Origin of the sequence: Pseudomonas sp. Y24-6 (assembly GCF_020295325.1) — a bacterium.
GTDB lineage: Bacteria > Pseudomonadota > Gammaproteobacteria > Pseudomonadales > Pseudomonadaceae > Aquipseudomonas > Aquipseudomonas gregormendelii.
This window is the reverse complement of sequence record NZ_JACBXG010000015.1, coordinates 47,358-69,632: the sequence shown is the minus strand read 5'-3', so window position 1 is coordinate 69,632 and position 22,275 is coordinate 47,358. Positions and strand designations below refer to the sequence as shown.

The window sequence follows — 22,275 nt, the reverse complement described above, 5'->3', positions numbered from 1 at the left end:
TCAGCCTTGGATTGGCAAACCCTGCTCACTCGCGAACGCCTCGGAAAGCCCCTGCACAGTCCGGAAGAGCTCGGACGCAGCCCCTTTCACAAGGACCACGACCGCATCATCTTCTCCGGAGCGTTCCGTCGCCTGGGGCGCAAGACCCAGGTTCACCCGGTCACCAGCAACGACCACATCCACACTCGCCTGACGCACTCGCTGGAAGTCAGTTGCGTCGGGCGGTCCCTGGGCATGCGCGTTGGCGAGACCATCCGCAACGCCCTGCCCGACTGGTGTGAGCCCAGCGACCTGGGCATGGTGGTGCAATCGGCTTGCCTGGCGCACGATATTGGTAATCCGCCGTTCGGCCATTCCGGCGAAGACGCCATCCGCCATTGGTTTCAGCAGGCCGCCGGGCGCGGCTGGCTGGATGCGATGAGCGAGGTCGAGCGCAATGATTTTCTCAATTTCGAAGGTAACGCCCAAGGCTTCCGGGTGCTGACGCAACTTGAATACCACCAGTTCGATGGCGGCACCCGTTTGACCTATGCCACTCTGGGGACTTACCTCAAGTACCCATGGACGGCAAAACATGCCGACTCCCTGGGCTACAAGAAGCACAAGTTCGGCTGCTACCAGAGCGAGCTGCCGTTACTGGAACAGATCGCCCACAAACTCGGCCTGCCGCAACTTGAAGATCAGCGCTGGGCGCGCCATCCGCTGGTCTACCTGATGGAGGCTGCCGATGACATCTGCTACGCGCTGATCGATCTGGAAGACGGCCTGGAAATGGAGCTGCTCGAGTACGCGGAAGTCGAGGCGCTGTTGCTGGACCTGGTGGGTGACGATCTGCCTGAAACCTATCGCCAGCTAGGCCCGTCGGATTCGCGGCGGCGCAAATTGGCGATCCTGCGCGGCAAAGCCATCGAACACTTGACCAACGCCGCCGCGCGGGCGTTTGTCGAGCAGCAGGACGCACTTCTGGCCGGCATGCTGCCCGGCGATCTGGTGGAGCACATGCACGGTCCGGCAAAACGCTGCGTGCTGAATGCCAAGGACATGGCGCGTAAAAAGATCTTCCAGGACAAACGCAAGACCCTGCATGAGATCGGGGCCTACACGACCCTGGAGATCCTGCTGAATGCCTTCTGCGGTGCGGCGCTGGAACAGCACGACGGTCGAACGCCGTCCTTCAAGAGCCGGCGCATCCTGGATTTGCTTGGCAACAATGCACCCGACCCTCGCGGCCCGTTGCATACGTCATTCTTGCGCATGATCGACTTCATCGCCGGCATGACCGACAGCTACGCCAGCGAAATGGCCCTTGAAATGACCGGTCGTTCCAGTCACTGACCGACACCTGCTGATCGCCCATTACGCCCTGCGTGTGGCCGATCAGCCCTCAGTAGCCCTGAAACACTCAAGGCCTGACGAATCGTCCTACAGCGCATGTCGCGCCGGCTGATCGATTGCTCCCACCTGTCGCGAAATAATCACCCTCCGTCAGCTCGACGGCTCAGTGTGAGTATCCCGATGAAAGAAGCAGACTTGCGCATCCTTCTGGTTGAAGATCACGACTTCCAACTTCGAGCAACTCAAATCCTGCTCCAAAGCTACGGTTTCGAACACATCACCACGGCCGACAGTGCCGAGGTCGCCCTGCATAGGATGCGCGAGACGCCTACACCCTACGACGTCCTGTTGTGTGATCAATGTTTGCCCGACTTGCGCGGCTTGCAACTGATCGAAGCGGCAACGCACATGGGAATGATCAAGCGCGCGATACTGCTCAGTAGCCTGACATCAGTAGAACTGGAAGAACTTGCACAGTCGGCGATCAGACTGGGATTACCGCTGTCAGGTTTTCTGATAAAGCCTCTGAAACATCTGGAACTTATAACGCTATTGACTTCAGCCAAGTAATTAACGCCAAAATCTCGCAAACTTAAACTCAGTAAATCGCTCTGGAGCTTGTTTTTTTAAACTTATCAGCACCCGCTTGAAACCTTGAAACTTTTAAATATCCAATACAATCACTAATTAGAACGTAGTACTTTTCCTGCTCTGCTGTAGGAATCATCTGATATTAAGGATAGAGGTAGGCCTGTTCATGCGATAGCGGAACCTTCTGAGCTAAGGTGCGCGCTTTATCTACATTCGCATGGGATTTGATTATGAACTCCGTTTTTATCGTCGACGACCACCCAGTTATCCGCCTTGCCGTAAGAATGTTGCTGGAGCATGAAAAATTCAAAGTCGTCGGTGAAACGGATAACGGCGTAGACGCGATGCAGATGATTCGTGAATGCATGCCTGACCTGGTGATTCTCGACATCAGCATTCCCAAACTAGACGGGCTGGAAATTCTCACCCGACTCAATGCCATGAATCCCCGCATCAAGACTTTGGTATTGACGGCGCAATGCCCGACACTGTTTGGCATACGTTGCATGCAGTCGGGCGCGTCCGGATATGTGTGCAAGCAGGAAGGCCTGAGTGAACTGGTCAGCGCCATCAAGGCTGTATTATCAGGATACCACTACTTTCCAAGTGCGGCGCTCGATCCCATTCGTGGCGACCACATTCGCCACGCCGAGATCGAACTGTTCAAATCAGTCAATGATCGAGAACTGATGGTGCTACAACTTTTTTCCCAGGGCCGCAGTAACAAGGAAATTGCCAAGGCCATGCTCCTGAGCAACAAGACCGTCAGCACTTATAAAAAAAGACTCATGCAAAAGCTGAAGGCCAGATCGCTGGTCGAACTCATTGAACTGGCAAAACGCAACGCACTCGTGTGAGAAACATCATGCCCAGTCGCGCCAAGGAATACCTGATGCTGATGACCGTAGCTCTTTTCCAGAGCAGTTCGGTACAGGCCGCGCCGATCGAAAGTCAAAGCTACTCCTTGCTCAGTCGGGCCACGGCCGCACAACATGAGGTGCCATTGGATCGACCGCAACGACTCTGGATACTGAACAGGTCTGAGCTGGTCCTGGGCACCTCAGCCCCCGATTATCCGCCCTTCGACATGACCATCGACAGCAGCCAGGATTACGAAGGGCTGACCGCCGACTATGCAGGTCTTCTCGGCGCGACCACCGGTTTACCGATCAAGGTCAGGCGGTTCTCCACCCGGGACGACGCCATCGAGGCGCTGGAGAATGGCGAAGTCGATTTGCTGGGTACGTCCAACGGCTTCGAAGCCGAACATCCGGACATCCTGCTGTCCGCCCCCTATGCCGTTGATCAACCGGTGCTGGTCACGCGCGAGGAAGAAACCCGATCCCTGACCGATGGGCTGAGGGGTTTGCGAATGAGCATGGTCTATCACTATCTGCCGCTGGGGGAAGTAAAGAGGCTATACCCCAACGCGGTTATCACGCCCTACCCCTCCTACCAGAATGCGATCAATGCAGTGGCCTTCGATCAGGCCGATGTTTTTCTCGGCGACACGATTTCAACCCACTACATGATAAACAAGGGCTACCTGAACAACATCCGCATGGCGAGCTTCGGCAAACATGAAGCGCATGGCTTCAGTTTTGCGGTGCATAAAGACAACCCGCAATTGCTGGGCATCATCAATTCGATGCTGGCCGCCCTCCCAACCAGTGAAAAAGACAACATCGGCAAACGCTGGGGCGCCGGCGGTGACATCCTGATCAGCGATCACAACCTGCAGTTCACCGATCGCGAAAAGCGCTGGATGGCAGCCCATCCGGTGGTTCGCGTAATTGTGAACGAAGCCTATGCACCGCTGACGTTTTTCGACCGCGACGGCAACTTTCGTGGCGTCACGGCCGACCTGCTGGAATTGATCAGGCTGCGCACCGGCTTGCGCTTCGATATTCAGCGCAGCCGCAATGATGGCGAGATGATCGAACGCGTCGCTGACAAGCAGGCTGACATGATCACCGCCCTGCTCCCCAGTACCCAACGTGAATCTACCCTTAATTTCACACGGCCCTACCTGCAGAACTCGTTTGTCTTGCTCACGCGAAAACTGGCCGGTAGCCCGACCAATCTCGAACAGATGCAGGGCAAGCGCCTGACCATCGCACAGGGCAATCCGATGGTGGATTATCTGCGTCGCGAATTCCCGCAAATCAAACTGATCGAAACACCCGATACCTTCAGCGCCGTGGAAATGCTGTCCGATGGGCGCGCCGACGCTGCGGTCAACTCACTGGTCATCGCCAACTATTTCATGTCCGCGCGGATTTTCGGCCGCGATCTGCAGATCGGCACCACAATCGGCACTCAGCAGGCCGCGTTTTCTCTGGCGACCGCCCGGGACTCCAGGGAACTGAACTCGATTCTCGACAAGGCGTTGCTGAGCATCGCACCGGACGAACTGGGGGTAATCAACAGTCGCTGGCGCGGCTACTCGGCTTCAGCGCAGGACTCATGGCAGGACTACCGCCGCATTTTTTACCAGATCGTTATCACTGCCGGCATCCTGCTGCTGATTTCATTCACCTGGAACGCTTACCTGCGCCGGGAGATCAAACAGCGCCAGGCCGCAGAGCGTGCGCTGAGTGATCAATACGAATTCATGCGATCGCTGGTCAATGGCACGCCGCATCCCATGTATGTCCGCGACCGCCAGGGGTTGCTGCAAAGCTGTAACGACAGCTATCTCGAAACATTCAACGCCAAACGCGAGGACGTCATCGGTAAAAGCGTGATGCCGGGCAACATGAGCAACGCATTCGAGGCCCGGGAATATCAGGCCGACTATCAGCGCGTAGTGGCAGAAGGCATCCCGCTGGTGCTCGACCGGGATTTGCACATCGGCGGACGCAGGCTGACCATTTATCACTGGGTACTGCCCTATCGTGATTCGCGCGGCATGGTCCAGGGCATCATCGGCGGCTGGATCGACATCAGTGACCGGCGCCAATTGTTCGAAGAACTGCGGCGTGCCAAGGAACGCGCCGATGAAGCCAACCGGGCCAAAAGCAATTTCCTGGCGACCATGAGCCATGAAATCCGCACCCCGATGAACGCCGTCATTGGCATGCTCGAGTTGACGCTCAAACGAATCGAGCAGAATCACCCGGATCGGCCCGCGATCGACGTTGCCTATAACTCGGCGCGGGACCTGCTGGAGCTCATCGGTGACATTCTGGACATTGCGCGGGTCGAATCCGGCCGCCTGGAATTGAACCCGGAACGGGTCAATCTCCGTGAAGTCGTCGCGTCGGTGGTCAATATCTTCGAGGGCCTCGCGCGGCAGAAAAAACTCGAGCTACTGCTGGAGTTTCAATGCGACGACCCCGCCATTGACGTGCTGCTGGACCCTGTGCGGTTCAAGCAGGTGCTGTCCAACCTGATCAGTAACGCCATCAAGTTCACCCCCCAGGGCCATGTCCGGATCGCCGTCGACCTGAGCCCCACCGGGCCGGACGCAGTGCAGATGCATCTGAGCGTTGAGGACAGCGGCATCGGTATCAGTGAAGACGATCAGAGTCGGCTGTTCGCCCCTTTCGTCCAGGCAGACAACGGTGCCAAAGCGGGCCGTGGCGGAGCAGGCCTGGGGCTGATGATCAGTCGCAGCCTGTGCAAGTTGATGGGCGGCAGCCTGCAACTGAGCAGTCACCCAGGTATCGGAACTCAAGTGCAGGTCTCACTGCACCTGCCAGCTCTGGCGCAGCAACAGGCGGCATTGACCATTGAACAGGCACCCCAGCCGCCCAGGACAGTGCTGAAAGTCCTGGTGGTCGATGACCACCCTGCCAACCGGCTGCTCATGTGCCAGCAACTGGAGTTTCTTGGTCATGTGTCCCGGGTTGCGGAGGATGGCGCGGCGGCGTTCAGACTTTGGCAGACCGAGGCGTTCGACCTGGTAATCGCCGACTGCAACATGCCGGTCATGAACGGGTATGAACTGGTTGGCGCCATTCGCGGCGAGGAGCAACGCCTGCAGCGCCCGCCCACTGTCGTTTTGGGTTTCACTGCCAATGCCCAGCCGGAAGAGATCGCCCGCTGCAAAGAAGCCGGCATGGATGACTGCCTGTTCAAGCCGCTCACCCTGAACGCATTGAGCCACTGGATTGAAAGCCTCAATCCCGAGGCGCAGTCCCCGGCATTCAACCTTGCGGGGCTGCAGCAACTGACGGGAGGAAACCCGGCGCTGGACCTGCGATTACTCAACGAACTGCTCAAAAGCAATCGTCTGGACCGCCAGGAGTTATTGGCGGTGCCCAGCACCGCTGAGCCACAGGCATTTTTGGATATTGCCCACAAAATCAAGGGCGCAGCGCGGATCATCCAGGCCTCGAGCCTCATCGACAGTTGCGAATCACTGGAGGCAGCCTGCCAGGGTGGGTTGGACGCGCAGGCCCTATCCGACTGCACCCAGGCGATGGCACGCGACATGGTGCAACTGGAACTGGCTCTTTTGCAGCAAATATGCGAGCACGAGCGCAGCACAACGGGGGAGCCTTAACTATGCTTGGGCGCTAAGCAGTGAGTTAAATCCCATGGAGAACACTGCAATGCCCAGCCCACTGCGCCCGGATCCGCGGCGTTTGCCGTTGCATATCCATATCAGCGTCATGTTCACCTTGCTGTTGCTGCTGACCGGCGTAGTGCTGGGGATCTTCAACTATCGACAGACCACCCAGATCATATTGTCGAGCAGTGAAAAGCTCTTCGAACAAATCGAGCAGGACGTGCGGCTTGACCTGCACGCCACCTACCAACCCATTCGTCATCTGTTGAGCCTGCTGGCGGACTACCCGGCCACCCAGGCCACAGACCTCGAGCAGCGGCTGGCTTTGCTCAAGCCTTTGAGCCAGGCGCTTACGGACAATCCAGACCTGGCATCGCTGTATCTGGGTTATGGCAACGGTGATTTCTTCATGGTGCGGCCCTTGCGCACCTCGGACCTGAAAGCGCGCACCCAGGCGCCGGATGCCGCCGCATTCCAGGTCTGGAGCATCGAGCGCGACCGCAGCGATGGCCAGGTCAGGTCCCAATCACTGTTTTTTGACCGCGACCTGATGCTCCTTGGCCGTCTCGACCACCCCGACGAAGACTACGATCCGCGGACTCGCGCCTGGTTTTCCAGCGCTCGCAGCGAGCAGGAACAGATCACCACAGAGCCTTACGTGTTCTTCTCCACCCACAATGTGGGCACCACACTGGCCCGACGCAGTGGCGAACAGGCAGTCATGGGCGCCGATCTGACGTTGGCCGAACTATCAGCCACCCTGGCCAAACACGTCGTGACCCCGGCAACCGAAATCGTGCTGTTCGACGCCCAGGGCAATGCCATTGCCTATCCCGACAGTAGCAGGCTCATTGTTGACGACCAGAGCGCCCGCTTGATCAAGGCGGCCGATTTAAGCCCGGGACTCGGCGCGCTGCTGAACAACCAGGCGGCGGGCAATCGGCTGGAGGCCGGTGGTCGACGCTGGATTGTGGCCCAAAGCAGCATCCAGGAAGGTGGTCCCCAGGGATTGCACCTGGCTTTGCTCGTTCCCGAGGATGAACTGCTCGTCGATGCGTACCGCCTGCGCTGGCAAGGTGCGCTGGTGACCTTGGCGACGTTGCTGTTGTGCCTGCCGCTGGGATGGCTGACCTCCCGAATACTGGTCCGGCCCCTGCGCGCGCTGGTTCAGGAAGCTGACGCTATTCGCAGTTTCGACTTCAACTCCCCACCCATCAGGCGTTCACCGGTACTTGAAGTGGACCAGTTGGGCGTGTCGATGGCGCGCATGAAAGACACCTTGGCCAGTTTCTTCCAGATCACCGACAGCCTCAGCGCCGAGACCCGCTTTGGCCCGCTGCTGGAGCGCGTACTGTTTGAAACGGTAAATATCGGCCAGGCCCAGGCCGGCCTGATCTACTTACGGGAAAATGACGGTGACCGCTTCGTTCCCCTCGGCCTGGTGATCGACGGCGCGTCCCAGGATTTGCCCGCATTCGACGTTCAGGCGCACGAGCCGAAGTCTGCGCAGAGTCCTGCCTGGCTTGGGCAACTGGTGGAAGTCGACACCATGGTGACCAGTCTGGGGTTCGAAGAGGCCGGGGATTGGCGCAAGGTGCTGCTGGCGTTGGAGTGCCCGCGGGTCCACCTGATCGGCATTCGCCTGCGCAACCGGCATAACGAGACGGTGGGCCTGCTGGTACTGCTGCTGGCCGACAGCGGCCACCCGAGCGACCTGGAAAAACTGCGCCCGGATCGCATCGCCTTTCTGCAGGCGGTTTCCGGAGCGGCGGCGGTGAGCATCGAAAGCCAGCGCCTGCAAACCAAACAGAAACAATTGCTGGACTCGTTCATTCAACTGCTGGCCGGTGCAATCGACGCAAAAAGCCCCTATACCGGCGGCCACTGCCAGCGGGTACCGGCGCTGACCCTGATGCTCGCCCAAGCCGCTGCCGCCAGCCAGGCGCCGGCTTTCAAAGGCTACCAGCCGACCGAAGACGAGTGGGAAGCCTTGCACATCGCTGCCTGGCTGCACGACTGCGGCAAGGTCACGACCCCGGAATACGTGGTCGATAAAGCCACCAAGCTTGAAACCCTGAATGACCGTATCCACGAAATCCGCACCCGTTTCGAAGTGCTCAAGCGCGACGCCTGGATCGATTACTGGCAAGGCGTGGCTCAGGGCGCAGACGAGCAGCCGCTGGCTGACTTGCGAGAGGCCAGCCTTGCGGCGCTGGATGAAGACTTCGCCTTCATCGCCCGCTGCAACCTGGGCAGCGAAGCCATGGCTGAAGAGGATCTGCAGCGCCTGCGCAGCCTCGCGCAACGCACCTGGAGTCGTACCCTGGACGATCGCCTGGGGGTTTCCTGGGAAGAGAACCGCCGTCAGACGCGCACCCCGGCGCCGATCCTGCCGGTCAATGAACCCCTGCTGGCGGACAAACCCGAGCATCTGTTCGAGCGGGCAGAGAGTGAGCTTATTCCTGCGGAAAATCCCTGGGGCTTCAAGCTCGACGTGCCCCGCTACAAGTACAACCGGGGTGAGTTGTACAACCTGAGCATTGCCCGTGGCACGCTGACTCGTGAGGAGCGCTACATCATCAATCACCATATGGTGCAGACGATAATGATGCTCAGCCACCTGCCCTTTCCCGGCCACCTTGACAACGTCGCGGAAATCGCCGGCGGCCATCACGAAAAAATGGACGGCACCGGCTACCCCAAGCAGTTGAAGCGAGAAGAAATGAGCCTGCCGGCGCGGATGATGGCCATTGCCGATATCTTTGAAGCGCTGACCGCCGCCGATCGTCCCTACAAGAAGGCCAAGTCCTTGAGCGAAGCACTGGGCATCATGGCGACGATGTGCCGGGACGCGCATATCGATCCCGAGTTGTTCGGATTGTTCATCAATGCCGGAATCTACCGGCAATACGCCGAGCAATTCCTCGATCCACAGCAGATTGATGCGGTAGACACTGCAAGCCTGCTGGTCAAGGCAGGCTTGCAGGGGTGATCAGCAATCGGTCAGGCGCAGGAAAATCGCAGCCAACTGCTCGATGCCCGCCTGGTCCAGCGCGGTAAATCTCGCCAGTTTCGGACTGTCGAGATCGAGCACGCCAATCAGCTGACCGTCCTTGACCAGAGGCACCACCAACTCGCTGTTGGAGGCGCTGTCGCAGGCGATATGCCCGGCAAACGCATGAACATCCTCGACCCGCTGAGTCTGTAAAGTTGCCGCCGCAGCCCCGCACACACCCCGTCCGAAAGGAATGCGCACGCAGGCGATCTGCCCCTGGAACGGCCCCAGCACCAACTCCTGGTTACGGTTGAGATAGAAGCCGGCCCAGTTCAAATCATCGAGCTGGTTGAACAGGAACGCGGAAAATTGCGCTGCGTTGGCAATGAAATCGCGCTCGTCCGCCAGCAGCGACTCCAATTGCGCCTGCAACATGCCGTAGCCTTCGAGGCCTTGGCCGCTCTGTTGTAAATCGATCATGCCTTGTGCTCCAACAGCTTTAACCCGACCCAATAACGGGCAAATTGATAGGCGCAACGGCCGTTGCGGTTACCGCGTCCGGTGGCCCAGCGCACGGCGAGGATATCCAGCGCTTCGTCACGCTGCCATTTGAGGCCTGCCTTGTCAGCCAGTTGCCCGATCCAGTGTTCGACCACGTTCAGGAAGTGCTCCTGAGTGAACGGATAGAAAGACAACCACAAGCCGAAGCGGTCCGACAGTGCGATCTTGTCTTCCACCGCTTCGCTGGGGTGCAGTTCACCGTCGACGCGTTTCCAGTTTTCGTTGTCACTTTCTTTTTCCGGCACCAGGTGCCGGCGGTTGGAAGTGGCGTATAGCAATACGTTGTCCGGGGCCTGCTCGAGGGAGCCGTCGAGTACGCTCTTGAGCACCCGGTAATCGCCCTCGCCGGATTCGAACGACAGGTCGTCGCAAAACAGCACGAACCGCTGGGGCAGCTTGGCGATCTGTTCAACCACGCGTGGCAGGTCCGCCAGGTGATCGCGCTCGATCTCGATCAGGCGCAAGCCTGCCTGGGCATGTTCGGCCAGCAGCGCCCGGACCAGCGAGGACTTGCCGGTCCCCCGGGAGCCCCACAGCAGCGCATGGTTGGCAGGCATGCCATCGAGGAATTGTTGAGTGTTGCGACCCAACTGCTCCAACTGCCGATCGACGCCGATCAGGTCGCTCAAGCGCATGTCGAGGCTGACTTCCAGGGGCATCAGGAATCCGCTGCGCCCCTCTCGCTGCCAGCGCGCAGCCAGGCAAGTGGTCCAGTCAATGGCCTGCCGGGGTGCGGGCAGCAGCGGTTCGATACGGGCCAGAACGGCATCGGCGCGCTCCAGGAAAGCATTCAATCGGGAATCCACGTCTTCTCCTTGGGCACATTCACATTAATGATTGCGCAACAGCGATAATCCACAACGACCAGGTGCCTGTCCCAACCCATGTTTGAGGGCTCGCGACAACAGCGGTATCCATGCATCATCGACTATGCTTGAGCAGCGAAGGGAAACGGAAGTGGTTCAACACCCTATGGATATCAAATTCACCAACCGGCTGTCTTACAAACAAGCCCGGCTGACCGTGCTCGTGGGTTTCATTCTCGGCACGCTGCTCAGCCTGCTGCAGATTGGCATCGATTATGCCAGTGAAGATGCCTCCATCAACCGGGAAATCCAGTCTTTGCTGGAAATCAGCCATAACCCGGCGTCGCGCATCGCCTATAACATCGATGCAGAACTCGCCCAGGAGCTGACCTTGGGCCTCTTGCGTTCGCCCGCCATCATCGGTGCGCGATTGATCGACAACAACGGCACGGTACTGGCCAACGTCAAGCGACCCGGGCAGCAAAGCAATTACCGGATGATCAGCGACTTCATGTTTGGCGCCGAACGTCAGTTTGAAGACCGCCTGTACCTGGATCACTTGCCCGCCGAGTCCCTCGGCACCCTGCGCCTGGACGTCGACACCTACGCATTCGGCAGCCGCTTTCTGCGCCGGGCCGAAGTGACGCTGCTCAATGGTTTTGCCCGCAGCCTGTTGCTGACTGGCATCCTGCTCGCACTGTTCTATGTGATGCTGACCAAACCGCTGGTGCGCGTTATCCGCGAACTGAGTGGCCGCGATCCACGCAGCGTCGAACCGACCTGGCTGGAGTACCCGGCGGGGCATCAGAACGATGAAATCGGCGTGCTGGTCAAGGTCGCCAACCAGCAATTCGAGAACATCGCCACGGAAATCCAGCAAAGGCGCAATGCCGAAAACCGCCTGACTGACTACCTCGCGCAACTGGAGAACATCGTCTCCGCCCGGACTGCGGAGCTCAAGGCGATCAACAGTCGGCTCAGCCAGTCCAACCAGGAACTGGAAATTGCCCGCAGCACCGCCCTGGATATGGCAGAGGCGCGCTCGGTGTTTCTGGCCAACATGAGCCACGAAATCCGCACGCCGCTCAATGGCCTGCTGGGGATGATCGCATTGTCCCTGGACGGTCCGCTCAATGCTGAGCAGCAGCAACAACTGTCCATCGCCCATGACTCCGGCAAGGTCTTGGTGGAACTGCTCAACGACATTCTCGACCTGTCGAAATTCGACGCTGGCCAGCTCGAACTCGAGCACATTCCATTCGACCTCGGTGCGCTGGTCGAGGACACTGCCAACCTGCTGTCCCAGAACGCCGCGCCCAGTGTCGAACTGACCTGTCTGATTGATCCGCAGTTTCCGGCACTGGTGTTGGGTGATCCGACTCGGGTTCGGCAAATCGTCAGCAACCTGCTGTCCAACGCGCTCAAGTTCACTCGTTTCGGCCGCGTCGATGTGCGCCTCGGCACCTTCAAGGACGGCGTCAGAATCGAAGTCTGCGACACTGGCATCGGTATCCCCCAGGACGCCCAAGTGAAGATTTTCCAGCCGTTTACCCAGGCGGGTGCCGGCATTACCCGACAATTTGGCGGCACCGGCCTGGGCCTGGCCTTGACCTACAACCTGTGCGAAGCCATGAAAGGACGACTGTCCATCAGTTCGGAAGCCGGGTTTGGCAGCCAGTTCTGTGCCGACCTGCCGCTGCCCTGCCACACCCGCGCCCTGGCGCCTGCGCCCTTGCAGGGGAAGGTCATTGCCATCACGGCAGCCAGCAGCGGCCTGGCAGAGCTGCTCAAGACCGTGTTGCCGGTGTGGGGGCTTGAGTATCAACAGCGCTCGATCGATGATTCGATGATCGGCCTGGACCCCGACGTGGTCATCACCGATTGCCCCGAATGCCTGTTTGTCCTGCGCCCCGCCTGCACTGCGCCGATCCTGCTGGTGACTGCCTACGGCAGCTTCATGCCCAGCGAACAGGCCAGCGCCCTCGCCCCTTTGCAACAGCAGGCGCGGCCGCTGGCGCGAAACGCACTGTTCCAGACATTGCGACGGGTACTGCAACCTGAGATCAATACGATCAACGATGCGCGACTGCAAACGCTGTCACCCCAGCGCCGCGGGCGGGTACTGCTGGTGGAGGACAATCCGGTCAATCAGCTGGTAGCCAAGGGCATGCTGGGCAAGCTCGGTTGCGAGGTCATCGTCGCCGCGCATGGTGCCGAGGCCCTGGATCTGCTTGAGCACGACGAGTTCGACCTGGTGCTGATGGACTGCAACATGCCGGTGATGGATGGCTATGAAGCCAGTCGGCAAATCCGTCGCAGCGGACGCTGGCCACAATTGCCTATTGTGGCCTTGACCGCCAATGCCATGTCCGAGGAACGCGAACGCTGCCGTGCCGCGGGCATGAGCGATTACCTGGCCAAACCCTTCCGCCGCGAAGAGCTGGCGGCCCTGCTGGATTCATGGATGCCGGCTACGACAACGCCTTGATCTGCCCCAGCAAATGATCGAGCCCTTCACGCAAATCATGCAGCCGATCCAGATCCACGCCGCTGTCGCACAGTAGCCGGGCCTTGAGCGGCGCGACCCGATCACGCAGCGCCTGGCCCGCAATTGTAAGGCTCAGGTGCACTTCGCGTTCATCGCGGGATGAACGCTGGCGCTGCACCAGTTGCAGCTGTTCGAGTCGTTTGAGTAACGGCGTCAGGGTCCCGGAATCAAGCGCCAGGCGTTCACCCAGGGCCTTGACTGTTGGCTGCTGTGGGGCCTTTTCCTGCCATTCCCACAGCACCAGCATCGCCAGGTACTGCGGGTAGGTCAGCCCGAGCTGGTCCAGCATTGGTTTGTAGGCCCGGATCACCGCACGGGACGCGGCGTACAGCTTGAAGCACAGCTGGCTGTCGAGTTGCAGGGAGTCGAACGGCGGATTCATTTGAGCAGGGCTTCAATCTCGCGGCTCAGGTCCTGCGGTTTGGTCGCCGGTGCGAAGCGCTTGACCAGTTGACCGTCTTTGCCGATCAGGAATTTGGTGAAGTTCCACTTGATGCCTTGGGAACCCAGTAACCCGGGGGCGCGTTTTTTCAGCTGGACGAACAGTGGATGGGCGCCGGCGCCGTTGACTTCGATTTTTTTGAACAGCGGGAAGCTGACGCCGAAATTCAGTTCGCAGAATTCGGAGATCGCGCCTTCGTTACCGGGTTCCTGTTTGCCGAATTGGTTGCAGGGGAAACCCAGGACTACCAGGCCCTGATCCTTGTAGGTCTGCCAGAGCGCTTCGAGTCCTTTGTACTGTGGGGTGAAGCCGCATTTGCTGGCGGTGTTGACGACCAGTACGGCTTTGCCGGCGTAGTCGGCCAGGGTTTTCTGTTCGCCGGTGATGGTGGTGCAGGGGATGGTCAGCAGGGGGTCGGTCATCGTTGGGCTCTGGGGGTTCATGAGGGGGGCCTGGTTAAGATAGTTAGCAATTTAGTTGTGTGCAATTTAATTTTGGGGGCTTTGGGGCGGGGGCAGATCCGTTTCTTTGGTCAGGGCTGCTTGNGGTGCAGGGGATGGTCAGCAGGGGGTCGGTCATCGTTGGGCTCTGGGGGTTCATGAGGGGGGCCTGGTTAAGATAGTTAGCAATTTAGTTGTGTGCAATTTAATTTTGGGGGCTTTGGGGCGGGGGCAGATCCGTTTCTTTGGTCAGGGCTGCTTGTGGTTCCGCCCTTACGGCGGGTCACTTTTGAAAAGCGCAAAAGTAACCAAAACGCTCTTGCCCCACCACTTGGCACCTCGCCTAGGCTCGGTGTGCCCTCACTCCGGCATTGCTCCGCGGGTCGCCGCGATGGGCCATCCCTGGCCCAGCGCGGCTAAACCGGCATCCTTGCCGGTTTACCCGCTACGCAACACCTGCGTTCGGCCAGCGTGGTTAACGGGGCGCCTGCAATCTACAGCTCGCCGTGGCGGCCTTCGGGCCGACCAGGGCATCACGCCGGCGCGCTTCGCTTGTTGGATCGTGCACCTTTTCTGGATATGAAATGAGCGCTGTGAGGTGGTATTTGTGGAAGGTGGACTTTATGGAGGGATTGATATCTGTGGGAGCAACATCAGCCCGGGGACAGGCAAGCTTTGCTCCCACAGGAACAACATCAGTCCGAAGGCGGGCAAACTTTGCTCTCACAGGAACAACACCAGCCCGCAGGCAGTGCACATCAGAGAAGCGCAGCGCGCCGGCTTGATGCCTTGGTCGGCCCGAAGGCCGCCACGGCCCGGTTCTTGATCACGGACGCCCCGTTAACCACGCTGGCCGAACGCAGGCATTGCGTAGCGGGGAAACCGGCAAGGATGCCGGTTTAGCCGCGCTGGGCCAGGGATGGCCCATCGCGGCGACCCGCGGAGCAATGCCTGCGTTCGGGCACACCGAGCCTAAGCGAGGTGCCGAGTGGTGGGGCAAAAGCGTTTTGGTTACTTTTGCGCTTTTCAAAAGTGACCCGCCGTAAGGGCGGAACCAATAGAAGCCATTACCCCAGAAATGGATATACACACGACCAACCCGGGTAAACCCAGGTCATTCCCGAGGCACAAGCTCCAGACACACCGAATTGATGCAATACCGCAATCCGGTCGGCGGCGGCCCATCCGGAAACACATGCCCCAAATGCGCATCGCACTTGGCACACACCACTTCAGTACGAATCATCCCGTGACTCACATCACGAATCTCAACCATCGCACTGTCACCGATCGGCGCATAAAAGCTCGGCCAGCCGCAGCCTGAGTCAAATTTGGTCTTCGAATCAAAAAGCGGCTCGCTGCAACAGATACAGTGATAGACACCATCAGTTTTGGTGCCATTGTATTTGCCGGAAAACGGACGTTCGGTGCCCTTGAGACGGCAAACGTTGTACTGCTCCGGATCGAGCATGGCCTTCCATTCTTCAAGGGTTTTTTCCAACTTTTCCATCGTCACACCTCAGCAGCTGAAAAAGCCCGATCTGTACCTTTTCCACGGATCGGGCGGCACGTATGATTGCGCCTCGTCAAACGCCAGTCTGGCAGCCAGACCACGCGCATTCAAACGGATTTACGGGTGCTGCCTTTCAAGGCGCCAGGCCTGTGTGAATACGCAGGATTCCCAGTACGGTAGTTCATATGCCGCCTGGATCGTTCATTTTCAGGAACACATCGCCATGCAGGTCAGCAAATCGAACAAGCTCGCCAACGTCTGCTACGACATTCGCGGCCCAGTGCTCAAGCACGCCAAACGCCTGGAAGAGGAAGGCCATCGCATCCTCAAGCTGAACATCGGCAATCCTGCGCCCTTTGGTTTCGAAGCGCCGGACGAAATCCTCCAGGACGTGATCCGCAACCTGCCTACAGCCCAGGGCTACAGCGACTCCAAAGGGCTGTTCAGCGCACGCAAGGCCGTCATGCAGTACTACCAGCAAAAGCAGGTGGAAGGCGTCGGCATTGAAGACATCTACCTGGGCAACGGCGTTTCCGAGCTGATCGTGATGTCGATGCAGGCCCTGCTCAACAATGGCGACGAAGTGCTGGTGCCGGCCCCGGACTACCCATTGTGGACCGCAGCTGTCAGCCTCTCGGGCGGCAACCCGGTGCATTACCTGTGCGACGAGCAGGCCAACTGGTGGCCGGATCTGGCCGACATCAAGGCCAAGATCACGCCGAACACCAAGGCCCTGGTGATCATCAACCCGAATAACCCGACCGGTGCGGTGTATTCGAAAGAAGTCCTGCTGGGCATGCTGGAACTGGCCCGCCAGCACAACCTGGTGGTTTTCTCCGACGAGATCTACGACAAGATCCTGTACGACGATGCCGTGCACATCTGCACCGCATCCCTGGCGCCGGACCTGCTGTGCCTGACGTTCAACGGCCTGTCCAAATCCTACCGCGTGGCGGGTTTCCGTTCCGGCTGGATTGCCATCTCCGGCCCGAAACACCACGCCCAGAGCTACATTGAAGGCATCGACATGCTGGCCAATATGCGCCTGTGCGCCAACGTGCCAAGCCAGCACGCGATACAGACCGCTCTCGGTGGCTACCAGAGCATTAATGACCTGGTGCTGCCCCAGGGCCGACTGCTGGAACAGCGCAACCGTACGTGGGAGCTGCTCAACGACATTCCCGGCGTAAGCTGCGTTAAACCGATGGGTGCCCTGTATGCCTTCCCACGGATCGATCCGAAAGTCTGCCCGATCCACAACGACGAGAAATTCGTGCTCGACCTGCTGCTGTCGGAAAAGCTGCTGGTCGTGCAAGGCACGGCGTTCAACTGGCCATGGCCCGATCACTTCCGGGTGGTGACATTGCCACGAGTGGATGACCTGGATATGGCCATAGGCCGCATCGGCAATTTCCTCAAGTCCTACCGCCAGTAACACCGCCAGTCACCGTGCGACCCTCATTCCCGTCGCACGATGACTAATTCAGCAATACATATTCCCCTCCTACCCTGCAACGCTAAGGCGCTCACAGACCTGGACCCGTTTTCAGGCCGCGGTCTAACAACGACGGGGCCCGGACCTCGGAAATGCCCTACAGGAATTTCAACGGAGCGAGTCGCAAGCGTCCTTCAAACAGCTAGTCTTTTGCCGTAGGACACAGTTTGAAATAGTCACCCGGTTGAATAGCCCGTTGCAGCACCTTATATACCCCGCAGTACGCTACATCTTTAGCTTGAGGAGATTTCTACAACCATGATGCGCATCCTGCTGTTTTTGGCCACTAACCTGGCGGTCGTGCTGATTGCCAGCATCACCCTGAGCCTTTTCGGCTTCAACGGGTTCATGGCGGCCAACGGGGTTGATCTCAACCTCAATCAGCTGCTGATCTTCTGTGCGGTCTTTGGTTTTGCCGGTTCCCTGTTCTCGCTGTTCATCTCCAAGTGGATGGCGAAGATGAGCACCAGCACCCAGATCATTACCCAGCCGCGCACACGTCACGAGCAATGGCTGCTGCAGACGGTGGAGCAACTGTCCCGGGAAGCCGGGATCAAGATGCCGGAGGTCGGTATTTTCCCGGCCTATGAGGCCAACGCCTTCGCCACCGGCTGGAACAAGAACGATGCACTGGTTGCGGTCAGCCAAGGCCTGTTGGAGCGCTTTTCGCCGGATGAGGTCAAAGCCGTTCTGGCCCACGAAATTGGTCACGTTGCCAACGGCGACATGGTCACCCTGGCGCTGATTCAGGGTGTGGTGAACACCTTCGTGATGTTCTTTGCGCGAATCATCGGTAACTTTGTCGACAAAGTGATTTTCAAGAACGAAGAAGGCCAGGGTATCGCGTATTACATCGCGACCATCTTTGCCGAGCTGGTGCTGGGCATCCTGGCCAGCTCGATCGTCATGTGGTTCTCGCGTAAACGCGAATTCCGTGCAGACGAAGCCGGTGCCCGCCTGGCGGGTACCAGCGCGATGATCGGTGCCTTGCAACGCCTGCGGGCTGAACAGGGGTTGCCCGTACACATGCCGGACACGCTGAATGCATTCGGTATCAACGGCGGCATCAAGCAAGGGTTCGCTCGCATGTTCATGAGCCACCCGCCGCTGGAAGAGCGTATCGACGCACTGCGTCGTCGCGGCTGACAGGTTGCGCTAAAACAGAAAGGCCCGCACAGATGCGGGCCTTTTTTGTCTGTCCTGATTTGTGCTGCTGACCTTATGTAAAAGTGAGCCTGCTCACGAATCGCCAGCGCAGGCAGCTTTCTTACCGGGCAGAAACCCGATAAACCCGCTCTTCAAGGCGCGTCACGCCACTCTCGATAAATTTCCAGCTCTCCCCCAGCACATCCTGATCTTCCAGGATCTTCAGCGCCCAGAAGTTGCCGAACAAGTGCCGTACCTCATCATCAAGCACAGCAAACGGCGGTCCGTCCTTTTGCGTCTGATCGTAATCGAGGGTTATCAGCAACCCCATCGCGTCCTTCGGCAGTATCCGGTTCAGGTGCGCCGCGTACTGCTCGCGCATGGCGGGTGGCAGCGCAATCAGCGCAGCACGGTCGTACAGACCGGCGCAGTCGGCCACATCCCCTGCAGTCAACTCGAAGAAGTCCCCGCACCACAATTCGATCGAACCGGCGCGATAAACCTTGAACGGCCCCTGTTCGCTGACATCAGGATCAAACTGATGCTCGCTGAAGAAGTCCTCAACGGCCTTTTCCGACAGTTCAATCCCCAGTACTTCATGGCCCTGATGAGCAAGCCACAGCAAATCCAGACTTTTTCCACACAACGGCACCAACACGCGAGCGCCCTCTTCCAGGTCCAATTGTGGCCAGAACCGTTGCAGATAAGGATTCACTTCCCGCAGATGGAAGCCGATCTGATCTGACTGCCAACGCTTGTGCCAAAACTCCGGCTGCATAAATAACCCCGAAAATTCGATCAAAACACCCTAAAACTTATATTAGATTTAGATCAATGATCTGACTGAAGATGAGCCCATCTTAACTCTCAGGAGCTCCTACATGTTCCCCAGCCTGTATATATCCCACGGCTCCCCCATGCTGGCGCTGCAACCGGGCGCCAGCGGCCCCGCACTGGCAAGGCTTGCGGCCCAATTGCCGCGACCCAGGGCGATCGTGATTGTCTCGGCGCATTGGGAAAGCGATGAACTGCTGGTCAGCGCTAATCCGCATCCGGACACCTGGCACGACTTCGGCGGTTTCCCCAAGGCGCTGTTCGAAGTGCAATACCCCGCCCCCGGTGATCCGCAACTGGCGGTGGAGGTAGTCGACCTGCTCAAAGCCGCCGACCTGCCTGCTCGCATCGATGCCAAAAGACCATTTGACCACGGTGTCTGGGTACCGCTTTCGCTGATGTACCCGCAGGCCGACATTCCGGTGGTACAGGTCTCTCTGCCCACACGGGGCGGCCCCGCGTTGCAGACTCAGGTCGGACACGCCCTCTCCAGCCTGCGTGAACAAGGGGTGCTGCTGATAGGATCAGGCAGCATCACCCATAACCTCGGAGAACTGGACTGGCACGCTGGCCCGGAAAGCGTGGAACCCTGGGCCGAAGCGTTCCGTGAATGGATGATCGAGAAACTCTCTGCCAACGATGAGGCCGCGCTGCATGATTACCGCCGCCAGGCGCCAAATGCCGTGCGTAACCATCCCAGCGATGAACACCTGCTGCCGTTGTACTTCGCTCGCGCTGCCGGGGGTCCGTTCAGCGTCAGCCACAAGGGCTTCACCATGGGCGCCCTGGGCATGGACATCTATCGATTCGGCTAAACAGCTGTTGCAACCGCCGGCTACCTGGCTCAGGTGACATCGACGCCCACGTGAATGGCATCGTGTCGCCAGAATTCCAGGTCGCAATCGATCAGTCGCTCGTGCTGGTCGTAGTTGACCCGGGCAATGCGCAATCCCGGGCTACCCACCGACACTCGCAACGCTGCCGAAGCGTCCACGGAGAGCGCCGTCGGCACGATTTCGAAACGTACCCTGCCGTAGTGCAGGTCGTAATGCCGGGCGTACAGTTCGGTAATGGACTGATTCAGGTCGAAATCGAGTATTCCCGGGAAAAACCGTGGGTTCAGGTAGTGCTCGACGTACAGCACCAGCCGCTCGTCAATGCGCCGCGCCCGGCAGATCTGGATCACGCTGGACAGTGCGGGTAACTGCAGCCAGGCGCAGACCGCCGCTGACGCCGGTTGCAGGCGAGCGCTAATCACCTCGGTGGACGGCACCCGGCCCTGGGCGCTGACCATTGCGTGAAAGTGACTGCGTTGCATCAGGTTATAGGCCAGGCGCGGGGGCGAGACGAACCAGCCCCGGCGTTCCTCGCGATAGATCTGCCCCTGTGCCTCCAGCTGCAACAACGCCTCACGCACGGTAATTCGGGTGGTACCGAACAACTCACTGAGCTTGCGCTCCGCTGGCAGTTTGCTTCCGGGCGCCAACAGCCCGTGATCGAGCTGTTCCTGTAGCACCTGCCCGATGGCTGTCACCGCTTTGGTGGTCTCGATGCGCATCAACGTTACCTATCTGGACTAGACCAGCACTGTTTCGGGGCGAAACCTGCATTGGTTTTACCCTCCAAGCAGCCTAGGCCCTGCATGTGACTGGTGGATGACAAACGTGCCGAACGGTGTTGAACGTTGCCTGCAATATCACGGCCATGTCCTTTCATATCAGCCTCTTAGCCATGGTCTACGCTTACTTCGCAGCCTGAGTGTTCCCCTACGGGAAATCTGGGCGGGCCACTCATCGACATCAAAATGTCATCCAGACCGCCTAGATTGGCTCAGGTATTGCTGACCTAGACCAACACAACCGCAATCGCAGCGTTGAAAACGCCCAAAGGAGCTTCGGATGAAACAGCTTTTCCTGGCATCACTGTTAGGCTCGACCATTGCCATGTGCACCGCCGCCATGGCGGCTGATGATTTGAAAACCCTTGAGGCCGCAGCGAAAGCGGAAGGCGCGGTCAACAGCGTCGGCATGCCTGATGACTGGGCTAACTGGAAAGGCACTTGGGATGACCTGGCCAAGACCTACGGCCTGAAACACATTGATACCGACATGAGCTCCGCGCAGGAAATCGCCAAATTCGCCGCCGAAAAAGATAACGCCAGCGCGGACATCGGTGACGTCGGTGCAGCGTTCGGGCCGATCGCAGTCAAGCAAGGCGTGGTGCAACCGTATAAACCAACGACCTGGGACCAGGTGCCGGACTGGGCCAAGGACAAGGATGGCAACTGGGCGCTGGCCTACACCGGAACTATCGCCTTCATCATCAACAAGAAGCTGCTGCACGGTTCCGAAGCACCGACCAAGTGGGCCGATCTCAAAAACGGCAAGTACAAGGTCTCCATTGGCGATGTCAGCACTGCGGCCCAGGCGGCCAACGGTGTCCTGGCTGCCGCACTGGCCAACGGGGGTGACGAGAAGAACATCCAGCCAGCCCTGCTGATGTTTGCCGATATTGCCAAGCAAGGCCGCCTGTCGATGGCCAACCCGACCATTGCCACCATGGAAAAGGGCGAGATCGAAGTCGGCGTGGTCTGGGATTTCAACGGCCTGAGCTACAAGGCCAAGATGGCGAACCCGGATGATTACACCGTGCTGATCCCTTCCGATGGCTCGGTCATTTCCGGCTACACCACCATCATCAACAAATACGCGAAAAACCCTAATGCGGCCAAACTGACCCGCGAATACATCTTCAGCGACGCCGGCCAGACCAACCTGGCACGCGGCAACGCCCGCCCGATCCGCGCCGAACACGTGAAGCTGCCGGATGACGTCAAGGCCAAGCTGTTGCCGAACGAACAGTACAAAGGCGTGACGCCGATCAAGGACGCAGACGCGTGGGAAAAGACCTCCAAGTCGCTGCCGCAGAAGTGGCAGGAAGAAGTGATTATCAACATGCAGTAATGCTGCATCCGTAGGAGCTGCCGCAGGCTGCGATCTTGGTTTTTTCAAGCACCATCAAAGATCGCAACCCGCGGCAGCTCCTGCACCGTT

The 22,275-nt window shown here is 58.9% G+C and carries 17 protein-coding genes; 10 read left to right on the top strand and 7 right to left on the bottom strand.

The window, feature by feature from the left end:
• Positions 1 to 6 precede the first annotated feature (6 nt).
• The 5 genes from HYI44_RS24420 to HYI44_RS24400 all read left to right on the top strand — a co-directional run bounded on the left by HYI44_RS24420 (position 7) and on the right by HYI44_RS24400 (position 9,434).
• On the top strand, positions 7 to 1,335 hold the full coding sequence (locus tag HYI44_RS24420; protein ID WP_122841358.1) for a deoxyguanosinetriphosphate triphosphohydrolase: 1,329 nt from the start codon (positions 7 to 9) through the stop codon (positions 1,333 to 1,335).
• Positions 1,336 to 1,515: 180 nt separating this feature from the next.
• Positions 1,516 to 1,905 (top strand): response regulator, encoded by a 390-nt coding sequence (locus HYI44_RS24415; RefSeq protein ID WP_225570724.1) that lies wholly within the window; start codon positions 1,516 to 1,518, stop codon positions 1,903 to 1,905.
• Between the two features lie 251 nt (positions 1,906 to 2,156).
• Positions 2,157 to 2,783: a response regulator transcription factor gene (locus HYI44_RS24410; RefSeq protein WP_225570723.1), complete on the top strand. Its 627-nt coding sequence runs from the start codon at positions 2,157 to 2,159 to the stop codon at positions 2,781 to 2,783.
• A gap of 8 nt (positions 2,784 to 2,791) precedes the next feature.
• Entirely contained in the window at positions 2,792 to 6,436 is a 3,645-nt protein-coding gene (locus tag HYI44_RS24405; RefSeq protein WP_225570722.1) for a transporter substrate-binding domain-containing protein, read from the top strand.
• Between the two features lie 49 nt (positions 6,437 to 6,485).
• Positions 6,486 to 9,434 carry an HD domain-containing phosphohydrolase gene (locus HYI44_RS24400; protein WP_225570721.1) on the top strand — a complete coding sequence of 983 codons (2,949 nt, stop codon included), beginning with the start codon at positions 6,486 to 6,488 and terminating at the stop codon, positions 9,432 to 9,434.
• On the opposite strand, the gene HYI44_RS24395 is transcribed toward HYI44_RS24400, so the two are convergent.
• Positions 9,435 to 9,917 (bottom strand): GAF domain-containing protein, encoded by a 483-nt coding sequence (locus HYI44_RS24395; protein ID WP_225570720.1) that lies wholly within the window; start codon positions 9,915 to 9,917, stop codon positions 9,435 to 9,437.
• The gene (locus HYI44_RS24390) at positions 9,914 to 10,804 is read right to left on the bottom strand and encodes an ATP-binding protein (protein ID WP_225570719.1); all 891 of its coding nucleotides are present in this window, start codon (positions 10,802 to 10,804) and stop codon (positions 9,914 to 9,916) included. The genes HYI44_RS24395 and HYI44_RS24390 overlap by 4 nt, the downstream gene beginning before the upstream one ends.
• A 166-nt stretch (positions 10,805 to 10,970) precedes the next feature.
• Here HYI44_RS24390 and HYI44_RS24385 point away from each other — a divergent pair, with 166 nt between their 5' ends.
• Positions 10,971 to 13,292 carry a response regulator gene (locus HYI44_RS24385; RefSeq protein WP_122841365.1) on the top strand — a complete coding sequence of 774 codons (2,322 nt, stop codon included), beginning with the start codon at positions 10,971 to 10,973 and terminating at the stop codon, positions 13,290 to 13,292.
• Here HYI44_RS24385 and HYI44_RS24380 read toward each other — a convergent pair.
• From HYI44_RS24380 to msrB, 3 genes are all read right to left on the bottom strand, one after another.
• Positions 13,276 to 13,734: a MarR family winged helix-turn-helix transcriptional regulator gene (locus tag HYI44_RS24380; protein ID WP_122841366.1), complete on the bottom strand. Its 459-nt coding sequence runs from the start codon at positions 13,732 to 13,734 to the stop codon at positions 13,276 to 13,278. The genes HYI44_RS24385 and HYI44_RS24380 overlap by 17 nt on opposite strands.
• Positions 13,731 to 14,216, bottom strand: a complete 486-nt coding sequence (locus tag HYI44_RS24375) for a glutathione peroxidase (RefSeq protein WP_205892141.1) — start codon at positions 14,214 to 14,216, stop codon at positions 13,731 to 13,733. The genes HYI44_RS24380 and HYI44_RS24375 overlap by 4 nt, the downstream gene beginning before the upstream one ends.
• Before the next feature lie 1,132 nt (positions 14,217 to 15,348).
• Complete coding sequence (gene msrB / locus HYI44_RS24370) at positions 15,349 to 15,744, bottom strand: peptide-methionine (R)-S-oxide reductase MsrB (protein WP_045058083.1); 396 nt, start codon at positions 15,742 to 15,744, stop codon at positions 15,349 to 15,351.
• A 226-nt stretch (positions 15,745 to 15,970) separates the two neighbouring features.
• Between msrB and HYI44_RS24365 the strand changes: the two genes are divergently transcribed.
• Both HYI44_RS24365 and htpX read left to right on the top strand, forming a co-directional pair.
• On the top strand, positions 15,971 to 17,182 hold the full coding sequence (locus HYI44_RS24365; RefSeq protein WP_008030363.1) for a pyridoxal phosphate-dependent aminotransferase: 1,212 nt from the start codon (positions 15,971 to 15,973) through the stop codon (positions 17,180 to 17,182).
• Between the two features lie 318 nt (positions 17,183 to 17,500).
• Complete coding sequence (htpX, locus tag HYI44_RS24360) at positions 17,501 to 18,388, top strand: protease HtpX (RefSeq protein ID WP_045058082.1); 888 nt, start codon at positions 17,501 to 17,503, stop codon at positions 18,386 to 18,388.
• 121 nt (positions 18,389 to 18,509) lie between these two features.
• On the opposite strand, the gene HYI44_RS24355 is transcribed toward htpX, so the two are convergent.
• Entirely contained in the window at positions 18,510 to 19,166 is a 657-nt protein-coding gene (locus HYI44_RS24355) for a thiopurine S-methyltransferase (RefSeq protein WP_045058081.1), read from the bottom strand.
• A 103-nt stretch (positions 19,167 to 19,269) separates the two neighbouring features.
• On the opposite strand from HYI44_RS24355, the gene HYI44_RS24350 reads away from it, so the two are divergent.
• On the top strand, positions 19,270 to 20,037 hold the full coding sequence (locus tag HYI44_RS24350) for a DODA-type extradiol aromatic ring-opening family dioxygenase (protein WP_122841368.1): 768 nt from the start codon (positions 19,270 to 19,272) through the stop codon (positions 20,035 to 20,037).
• A gap of 29 nt (positions 20,038 to 20,066) precedes the next feature.
• Here HYI44_RS24350 and HYI44_RS24345 read toward each other — a convergent pair whose 3' ends face one another.
• A complete protein-coding gene (locus HYI44_RS24345; protein WP_122841369.1) occupies positions 20,067 to 20,780 on the bottom strand; it encodes a UTRA domain-containing protein in 714 nt (237 codons plus the stop codon).
• A 340-nt stretch (positions 20,781 to 21,120) separates the two neighbouring features.
• On the opposite strand from HYI44_RS24345, the gene HYI44_RS24340 reads away from it, so the two are divergent.
• Positions 21,121 to 22,185 (top strand): ABC transporter substrate-binding protein, encoded by a 1,065-nt coding sequence (locus HYI44_RS24340; RefSeq protein ID WP_122841370.1) that lies wholly within the window; start codon positions 21,121 to 21,123, stop codon positions 22,183 to 22,185.
• Positions 22,186 to 22,275: the final 90 nt, after the last annotated feature.